At 63.6% G+C, this 2,797-nt stretch carries 3 protein-coding genes; all 3 read left to right on the top strand.

Annotation, left to right across the window (positions count from 1 at the left end; all coding sequences use genetic code 11):
• On the top strand, window positions 1-1,235 hold a 1,235-nt coding region (locus tag I5M_RS25155; RefSeq protein WP_022723925.1), incomplete at its 5' end, for an adenylate/guanylate cyclase domain-containing protein.
• 157 nt (window positions 1,236-1,392) lie between these two features.
• Complete coding sequence (locus I5M_RS25150; protein WP_022723924.1) at window positions 1,393-1,875, top strand: TerB family tellurite resistance protein; 483 nt, start codon at window positions 1,393-1,395, stop codon at window positions 1,873-1,875.
• A gap of 189 nt (window positions 1,876-2,064) precedes the next feature.
• Window positions 2,065-2,797: SDR family oxidoreductase (locus I5M_RS25145; protein ID WP_040771891.1), on the top strand; the 733-nt coding region annotated here is incomplete at its 3' end.

The raw sequence follows: 2,797 nt of genomic DNA, 5'->3' as shown, positions 1-2,797 counted from the left end.
TGCACGCTTCGCAGCTCGGCCGTTTCGATTTCATTGGGAACGTGCTGTGCCCCGGCTGCAGCGGCGTGCTCGATACGCATCCGTCGCTCAAGGCGCTACGGCACGACGACTACAATTGCGCGCTGTGCGCCAAGGGCTACGAGGCCTCGATCGACGATCAGGTCGAAGCTGCCTTTACGGTCAATCCGACCATTCGCAAGATCCAGGCGCACGATCCCGATCATCTGCCGCTGTGGGACTACGCGCGGCAGGTCTTCTGGAGTTCGGGAATCGAAATCGACGAATCCGTGCTGTCTCGCCTGGTCCATCACGACACACTCGCGGCCGCCGAACTCGAGCCCGGCCAAACCCGCGAACTGTCGCTCAGCCTGCCGGCCGAGTTCATCATCGTGTTCGAACCAGTCAGTCACTCGGCGCAGTTCATCGATGTTGCCGGTGAACCGACCGAGGAGACACGGTCACTCGCGCTGAGCTTCGAGCGCGTGCATCCGCTGGCCCCGATCACCACGATGCAGCCCGGTCCGCTGCGGCTGACGCTCACCAACAACACCGATCGCCGCGTGCTGCCCACCGTGTGGATCGCCGCCGATGCGCTGCACGAGCTGCTCGGCAAGCGTAAGCCGATCGTCACCGCCAAGCGGATGCTGACCAATCAGACGTTCCGCGATGTCTTCAAGGGCGACAACCTCGCGCCCGACCAGCGGCTGAAGATCACGTCGCTGACGTTCCTGTTCACCGATCTCAAGGGCTCGACCGCCTTGTATCAGCGCGTCGGCGACGTCGCGGCGTTCGATCTGGTGCGGGCGCATTTCCGAGCGCTGCTGGAGATCATCGCGGCCGAGAAGGGCGCGGTGGTGAAGACCATCGGCGACGCCGTGATGGCGACTTTCATCCGCCCCGAACACGCTATTGCCGCCTCGCTGAAGATGCGCAAGGCGATGCAGCGTCTCAACGACGAGCGCGGCACCGGCGACCTGATGTTGAAGATCGGCATCCACGAAGGGCCGTGCCTCGCTGTGATGCTCAACGAACGGCAGGATTATTTCGGCCAGACCGTCAACATCGCCGCGCGGGTCCAGGCGCTGGCGACCACGGAGGCGATCCACGCCACTGGCACGGTGATCGCTGCCGACGCGGTCAGCCATATCCTGCAGGGTGAGGGGATCAGTCCGATCGAAAAGCAGGCGGCACTACGCGGCATCACCAATACGCTTCTGGTGTACGAGATTCCGTAATACAACTTAGCGGTGCTAACGCCGCGGCAACCAAGCCGACATTGCCGAAACGTCATCCGGCGGCGTGGAACCCGGGACGGATTGCGGACGTTGGCCCGCGTCGCCATATGCGGCTGGGCCTAATCCTTTACATCGTACCGCGCGAGAGACGAACCGCATGCTCGAGAAACTGCGCCAGTTCATTTCCGACGTCGTCGCCCCCAGCGCGCCGGCCGAGATGACGCTCGATGACGGCGGCTATCGGCTGGCTGCTACGGCGTTGTTCATTCATGTGATTTCGATCGACGGCGACCCGTCGGAGGTCGAAAAGCGCAAGCTGCATCAGCTGCTCGAAACCCGGTTCGGCCTGGATCCCACCGCCGCGGACCGGCTGATCGCCAACGCGACGCTGATCGAAGGCGAGGCGGTCGATCTCTATCACTTCACCAGCGTGATCATGCGCTCGGTCAACGAGCAGGGCCGGCTGAAAATCATCGAGATGATGTGGGAGCTGGTGTTCGCCGACGGTGCCGTTACCGAGTTCGAGGAGAATGTGGTGTGGCGTGCCGCCGATCTTCTGGCGGTCTCGACCCGCGACCGCGTCAATCTGCGGCGGCAGGTCGCCGCAGCCCAGGAGCCGACTGCGGACGCAGCCGAATAGGTCGGGTTAAGATTCTTTAACCAATTACCTAGTCCTGACAAATCAGCGATTTATTGGTGTTGACCAGCCGTGGCGGGCGAAAACCAGCTTTTCCGCGGCGTACGGTCTTGCACGCTTCGTACTTCCCGCATAAGGCCTTTAAGGCTTACTGGCCGTCGGCCCGACTTTGGATTTGCAAGAGTTTCGACCGTGACTGAACGCGTGACCTTGATTACGGGTGCATCGGCCGGGATTGGCGCCGAGCTGGCGCGTATCTTCGCGGCGAATTCTCATCGGGTCGCCCTGGTGGCGCGCCGCGTCGACCGCCTCGAGACGCTCGCCGCCGAGCTCAAGGCCAAAGGGGCCGCCGAGCCGATCATCATCAATTGTGACCTCGCCGAGCGCGACGCGCCAAGCCGCATCGAAGCGGCGCTCGCCGCTGCCGGTGTCGAGGTCGAGTACCTGGTCAACAACGCCGGCTACGGCCTCTTCGGTTGCGCCGCCGACCTCGATCGTGAGGATCAGCTCGGCATCGTCGATCTCAATGTGCGTGCCCTCACGGATTTGTCGCTGCGTTTCGCCGACAGCATCGCGCGGCTGCGGGGCGGCATTCTCAACATCGCGTCGATCGCCAGCTTCCTGCCCGGCCCCGGCATGGCGGTGTACTACGCGTCCAAGGCGTATGTGCTGTCGCTGACCGAGGCGCTGCACCACGAGCTCGGCAAGAAAGGCGTGCGGGTCACCGCGGTGTGTCCCGGCCCGGTGATGACTGAGTTCCAGGCGCGCGCCGGTTTCGAACTGGGTGCGGACTCCGCCATTCTCAACGTCCCGCCGGCCGAAGTGGCGCGGCAGGCCTATCATGGCCTGATGAACAACAAGACGGTGGTGTTGCCGGGGCTCGGCATCAAGATCGTGCCGTTCCTGCTGCGGTTCTTCCCGCGCG

Origin of the sequence: Rhodopseudomonas sp. B29 (assembly GCF_000333455.1) — a bacterium.
In the GTDB taxonomy this organism is placed as follows: Bacteria; Pseudomonadota; Alphaproteobacteria; order Rhizobiales; family Xanthobacteraceae; genus Rhodopseudomonas.
This window is presented reverse-complemented; position numbering and strand designations above follow the sequence as displayed.